This window comes from Deltaproteobacteria bacterium (assembly GCA_003696105.1).
Lineage (GTDB): Bacteria > Myxococcota_A > Polyangia > Haliangiales > J016 > J016.
Genome location: RFGE01000290.1, coordinates 1 through 4,702 on the forward strand (window position 1 = coordinate 1; position 4,702 = coordinate 4,702).

The 4,702-nt window shown below is 72.0% G+C and carries 4 protein-coding genes; 1 reads left to right on the top strand and 3 read right to left on the bottom strand.

All coding sequences use genetic code 11. The features are described 5' to 3' along the window. Window positions 1-291: 291 nt before the first annotated feature. Window positions 292-1,671, top strand: a complete 1,380-nt coding sequence (locus D6689_18480; protein RMH38844.1) for a GAF domain-containing protein — start codon at window positions 292-294, stop codon at window positions 1,669-1,671. A 17-nt stretch (window positions 1,672-1,688) separates the two neighbouring features. Here the strand turns inward: D6689_18480 and D6689_18485 are convergent, their stop codons facing one another. The 3 genes from D6689_18485 to D6689_18495 form a co-directional block, all read right to left on the bottom strand. Further along, window positions 1,689-2,618, bottom strand: a complete 930-nt coding sequence (locus D6689_18485) for a serine/threonine-protein phosphatase (protein ID RMH38845.1) — start codon at window positions 2,616-2,618, stop codon at window positions 1,689-1,691. Between the two features lie 187 nt (window positions 2,619-2,805). Beyond that, window positions 2,806-3,444 carry a hypothetical protein gene (locus D6689_18490; protein RMH38846.1) on the bottom strand — a complete coding sequence of 213 codons (639 nt, stop codon included), beginning with the start codon at window positions 3,442-3,444 and terminating at the stop codon, window positions 2,806-2,808. A gap of 4 nt (window positions 3,445-3,448) precedes the next feature. Beyond that, the gene (locus tag D6689_18495; GenBank protein RMH38847.1) at window positions 3,449-4,537 is read right to left on the bottom strand and encodes a tyrosine-protein kinase family protein; all 1,089 of its coding nucleotides are present in this window, start codon (window positions 4,535-4,537) and stop codon (window positions 3,449-3,451) included. Window positions 4,538-4,702: the final 165 nt, after the last annotated feature.

The window sequence follows — 4,702 nt, forward strand, 5'->3', positions numbered from 1 at the left end:
ATCTGCGGGCGATCTTCGGCGTACGTCCTCGCGCCCTTCGGTACCGTATGATGATACGCGCCCTCGTGCGCTACGGGCGTGCGCCGAACCTCGCCTTGCATCTCGCAACCTCGCTGGCGCGCCTATGCGCAACAGCCTCCTAGCGGTCCGGCGACGCCGCGCACCGCGTCGCCGGACCGAAGCGGGCGGCGCGAAAAACCTGTAGCGCATGCCACGGGGATTTCTTGTCGAGCTTTCGTGCGGTTTTGGTATGGTGGGCCGTTGTCGCGACCCCGCCCCATCTCCCCGCCGATGCCCCGCACCACCGACCGCGAAACGTCGATCTCCGAGCGCATGCAGGCCGTCGCGCACGCGGCCGCGATGACGCCGCCCGCCCGCTCGCTCGCGCAGGCCGAACAGATCATGGCCGAGCAGGCCAAGACGATCGAACGCCTGTGGTTCCTCGTCGAGGCCAGCAAGGTCCTCAACTCGACCGACAAGCTGCCGAAGCTGCTCGACACGATCCTCGAGATCGCGCAGCGAAAGACCGGCGCCGATCGCGGGACGCTGTTTCTCGTCGACGAGCAGCACGACGAGATCTGGTCGATCATCGGCGACGGTATTCACGAGCGCGAGATCCGGCTGCCGCTCGGACAAGGGATCGCCGGCTACGTCGCGCAGCATGGCACGGTCGTCAACCTCGAGGATGCGTACGCGGACGAGCGGTTCAACCCGGCGTTCGATCAAGCCTACCACTACCGCACGCGGTCGGTGATCTGCGTGCCGGTCCGCAACTGCGACGGCAAGATCGTCGGTGTGCTCCAACTGATCAACAAGAAGACCGACGGCGGCGTGTTCACGGCCGACGATCTGCAGTTTCTCGAGAGCATCTCGGACCACGCCGCGATCGCGCTCGAGAACGCGCGCATCCGCCGCGAACTCCAGCGCCGGCACATTCTGGAGCAGGAGCTCGACGTGGCCGCCGAGATCCAGGCGGGGCTGCTGCCGCAGAAGGCGCCCGAGGTTCCGGGGCTCGATATCGCGGCGCGGCATCAGAGCACGTTCGAGGTCGGCGGCGATTACTACGACTTCGTCAGCATCGATCGCGACACGTTCGTGTTCGTGATTGGCGACGTCGAGGGCAAGGGCGTCGCGTCGGCGATGGTAATGGCGAACCTGCAGGCGACCTTCTACGCGCTCGTCCACCACGTCCATTCGCTCGAGGCGATCCTGTTTTCGCTCAACGAGAGCATCCTGCGAAACACCCTCGGCGCGAAGTTCATGACGTTGTTCATCGGCCTGATCGATCTGCCCAGCGGCGGGCTGCACTACATCAACGCCGGCCACGTGCCGCCGTTCGTGATCCCCGCCGACGGGGGCGAGCCGGTTCGGCTGACGGCCGGAGGCATGGCGGTCGGCATGTTCCCGAAGCTGCGCTACCAGCGCGGCACCTACCGGTTCAAGCCGGGCGACCTGGTCGTCGCGTACACCGACGGCGTGACCGAGGCGCGCGACGTGCACGACGAGCAGTTCGGCGAAGCGCGGCTGATCGACATCGCGACGCGCCTGCGGACGCACGGCGCACGCCGCGTCGTCAACGCCGCGTTCGACGCGTGCGACCGGTTCAGCGACACCGGCGCGCTGCTCGACGATCGCGTGTTGATCGCGCTGCGCTACCTCGGGACCCGCTGACCGGCCGCCGGCAGCGGCTACGGGATCTCGAGCGCGAGCACCGCGACGTCGTCGGGGCGGCCGCCGGCGGTACGCCGGTCGACCGCGGCCACCAGCGCCGCGACCACCGCGTGGACGTCGGGGGCGGCGCGCGACACGACGGTGGCGGTTGCGCCGGCCGCCGGGTCGCCGGACGGGTCCAGCGCGTCGGTCACACCGTCCGTCATCAGCACGAGGATGTCGCGCGCGCGCAGGTCGACCGACTCGACGGCGTACGTCTCGTCGCGCAGGACCCCCAGCGGTGCGCCGGAGGCGGCGGCGACCGTGCGCGCGGTTCCGTCGGCCGAGCGCACGAACAGCGGGACGTGACCCGCGTTCGCGGCCCGCGCCCGCCGCCGCCGCAGGTCGACCTCCAGGCAGATCGCGGTGATGAACATGTCGTCCGGCACGCGGGCGGCCAGCGTGCGGTTGACGTACGCGAGGGCGTCCGAGGGGGACGCGCTGCCGACGAGCGCGCGGCGGACGTCCATCGCCACCCGCGCCATGACCAGCGCCGCCGCCATCCCCTTGCCCGATACGTCGGCCATCACTGCCATCACGCGGCCGTCCCCCGTCGCCACCAGGTCGTAGAAGTCGCCGCCGATGTGGTGCGCCGGCCGGTAGGCGGTCGCGATCGGCACGCCGGCGAGGTCCGCCGGTACGGGCGGCAGGAGCTGCCGCTGGAGTGCGCTCGCGAGGCGCAGGTCGGGCGGCGTCCACTCCCCGTCGACCCGGTCGGCGTCGATCAGCGGAACCGGCTGGGTGCCGGCGGCAAGACGCGCGCGGCGCCGGCGTGGTCGCCGGGCGGCGGGGGGAAGCGGTCGGACGTCGTGGGGCAGGGGCGGGGACATGGGCAGGTCGAGCGAGCGTGGGCGTGGTGACGGGACGAGTCGCGGTACGGAGGCCGATGGAAGTCGGGCGCACGTCATTGCAAGGACGAGTCCACGAGGGTGCGTATCGCAAACTACGGTTCTCCAGTGCGCTGTTCGGCCCCGGACCCCGCGATGTGGGGACTTCAGTGGCCGCTTCAGGCGCCAGTCGGGACAGCCTGGCACGATCCGGCCGCCCCACCGCGCGCGTGCGCGTACCGGGGCGGCCACGTCGTGTATCCCAGCGCTACCCGACGAGCAGGGCGCCGAGGAGCCGGTCGGCGCCGAGTTCGTCGCGGTACGCGCGCAGGGCGTCGACGTGCGTGTGGCCGGCGCGCGCGACCACGACCATGCCGTCGACGAGGGCCGTCGCCTCCGCGTGTTCGCCGATGCGGTCGAACCCGGTGAGGTCCACGACCATGTAGTGGAACAGCTCGCGCCCGTCGGCGACGGCGCGCGACAGCGCCGGGATCACCTGACCGGCCGAGTCGACGGTCGGCGGGGTGAGGACCGCCAGCGAGTCGCCGACCCAATGGGTCGCGTACGCCCCCGCGGGGTCGCGGCCGGCGGCCGTCGCCGCCCGGCGGGCGACCTGCGCGAACGCCGGCAGCCGCACGTTGGCGTCCACGTAGCCCACCGTCGCGCCGGAAAGCTGCGCCAGCGCGAAGCCGATGCGCAGTCCCACCGGCGGGATCGCAACGCGGGGACCGGCCGGCACGAATCCGACGACGCGGCGCCCGGCGACCGACAGCCGGCGCGCGACGCGGATGCACTGCGCGTGGACGTCGTCGCTGCGGAACGAGCCGTCCGGGCCGAGGCCGACCAGCGCGAACACGTCCTGCAGGGCGGCGCGCCGGTCGTCGTCGGGCGATGGCGAGCCGGCCATGGCGCTACGGGCGCAGCAGCGCGACGCCGAGCAGGGTCTCGGGCGCGAGCTGTTCGACGGCGGCGCGCAACTCGCGCCGGCGCGAGCTGCCGCCGCGCACGACCAGGAGCACGCCGTCGGCCGCATCTTGGAGCAAGTTCACCTCGGCGCTGCCGAGGACCGCCGGCGCGTCGATGACGATGTAGTCGTAGCCGGCCAGGCGCATCTGCTCGATCGCGAACGCGAACGCCGGCGCGTCGACCAGCGGCACGCGATCCGACCGCAGATCGGCCGCGGCGACGTGGATGCCGTGCGGCGGCACCTCGACGACCGACCACTTCTGGTCCGCCTCGTGCCGGTGGTGCGCGATCTGTTGCGAGAAACACCACGGCGGCTCGAAGCCGAATACCGCCGACAGGCACGGCCGCGTGAAGTTGGCCTCGGCCAGCAGCACGCGCGCCCGCCCGCACTCGCCGAGGGCGAGCGCGAGGTTCACGGCCGCGGTGGTCTTGCCTTCGCCCGGCAACGGGCTGGTCACCACGATGACCTGCGGGTCGCCGTGGCGCACGACCTGGTGGCGCAAGACGCGGAACGCCGCGGCGCGCTCCGAATCGGGCTCGCGTACCATGATGAGCCGTTCGTCGAGGGGGGCGTCGGCGAAGCCGTGCGCCGCGACCGCGACGGTGGGCGGCGTGCGGCTCACGATCGGCCGCGCCGTCCGGCCGATCGCGCGGACCGGCTGCGCGACCCGCTCGCCCGGGACGCTTCCCCGCGCTCCCTGTCGACTGTCGGAAAACGACTGCGATCCCGGTGTCACGTCGGCTCGCTCCTGCTCGGTTGGAAGTGGGGCGGAGTCGCGGTCGGCGAACCGCACCGCATCCGGAATGTCGATCACCTGGTCGATGATCGTGCGCCGCGGATCGAGCATCCAGGGGGCGCCGCCGTCGGCACCGGCGTCGCCCTGCGGCGCCGGCGGAGCGATCGCCGCGAGTTCGTGCGGCGCAATCCCATCGCGGCCGCGTGCCGGCTCGCCGCGGTCGGCGACCGCGCCGCGCTCCGCCGTCGTCCTGCCGCCCGCGCGGCGCTGCCAGTCCATCCAATACGGTTTGGTCATCCGTGCCACGCGGGCGCCCCTAAATGAGGAATCATGTGTCCCGTACGGAGGATCGTGAGCCACATTGCGTCGACGGCAAGGCGGAGCGACGAAGTAAGGGTGGGCCCCCTTTCGAGGAGCTCCAACGCCGCCGGCGGCGTGAGGGGGCCGCGAGGACCGTACGCG

What these genes read in the sequence shown, in the direction of transcription:
- D6689_18490 (RMH38846.1), bottom strand. Translation starts at nt 3,444, where the DNA reads ATGGCCGGCTCGCCATCGCCCGACGACGACCGGCGCGCCGCCCTGCAG.
- D6689_18495 (RMH38847.1), bottom strand. Translation starts at nt 4,537, where the DNA reads ATGACCAAACCGTATTGGATGGACTGGCAGCGCCGCGCGGGCGGCAGG.
- D6689_18480 (RMH38844.1), top strand. Translation starts at nt 292, where the DNA reads ATGCCCCGCACCACCGACCGCGAAACGTCGATCTCCGAGCGCATGCAG.
- D6689_18485 (RMH38845.1), bottom strand. Translation starts at nt 2,618, where the DNA reads ATGACGTGCGCCCGACTTCCATCGGCCTCCGTACCGCGACTCGTCCCG.